The sequence below is a fragment of the Streptomyces carpinensis genome (assembly GCF_002154505.1).
Taxonomy (GTDB): domain Bacteria; phylum Actinomycetota; class Actinomycetes; order Streptomycetales; family Streptomycetaceae; genus Streptomyces; species Streptomyces carpinensis.
Window position 1 is genome coordinate 1 of sequence record NZ_MUBM01000822.1, and the last position, 783, is coordinate 783.

Here is a 783-nt window from a genome sequence, read left to right on the forward strand (position 1 = left end):
GTGGTGGCCCTGGTGCCGTACGGCCCGCGCCGGTCCTTGGGGGTGTCCGCCCATCTGCGCCGGCCGATCGCGGCGAGCCGGCGCAGACCACGGGCGATGGTGATCAGCGGGTGGAGGACGTCCGTGGCGCTGTCCGCCGCCGTCCGGGCCAGCTCCCGGCTCCGGCCGAGCTGCGCGCTGCCTGTGCTGAGAATGCGGGGGAGGGGGCGCCGGGCCACGTGCTGCCTCCTGTGGGTGCGTACGGGTGACGGGCGAGGGGTCCCTCGGACCGATCCGGAACGATCCTGTCGGAGTCCTCCGGGGAGGGCGGCGGTCTCAGAACCTCATGCCGCCCAGCAGGCTCGCCAGGGACTCGCCGCCAGCTCTGATGCTCGGGGCGATGGCCGTGCTCGAGAGGTAGAAACCGAACAGGACCGACACGCATGCGTGTGAGGGCTTCAGGCCGTCCTTGCGGAAGAAGATGAAGCCGATAGTGCCGAACAGGACGACGCCTGAGATGGAGAGGATCATGTGAGATCTCCTGGTGTCGAGGGGGGACAGTCACCCTGAGTCCTTCCAGCATCACAGGATGTATCCATATGACAAAAGGTGCAACTGGGTGAATTTCGTTCGATTTCCCTCAGGTGGCGCAGTCGGCTGGGCCGGCGGCTGAGTTGCCCTGCCGTAGGGGACGGGGTCCGTGATGATCTCTACCTCGGGCGCCTCGGGTCATGTGCCGCACGAGCCAGTACCCTGGCGATTCCCCCGTACGGCCGAGCAGCGCTGGCGGTCGTACGCTTGCTC

The 783-nt window shown here is 67.8% G+C and carries 1 protein-coding gene and 1 pseudogene; both read right to left on the reverse strand.

The window, feature by feature from the left end; all coding sequences use genetic code 11:
- Nucleotides 1–218: pseudogene (locus BZY54_RS49015) on the reverse strand (hypothetical protein); the annotation flags it as partial.
- 97 nt (nucleotides 219–315) lie between these two features.
- On the reverse strand, nucleotides 316–510 hold the full coding sequence (locus tag BZY54_RS49020; protein WP_086723396.1) for a hypothetical protein: 195 nt from the start codon (nucleotides 508–510) through the stop codon (nucleotides 316–318).
- Nucleotides 511–783 lie beyond the last annotated feature (273 nt).

Excerpts from the sequence above, each read along its gene's own strand:
- BZY54_RS49020 (WP_086723396.1), bottom strand. The coding sequence starts at position 510 with ATGATCCTCTCCATCTCAGGCGTCGTCCTGTTCGGCACTATCGGCTTC.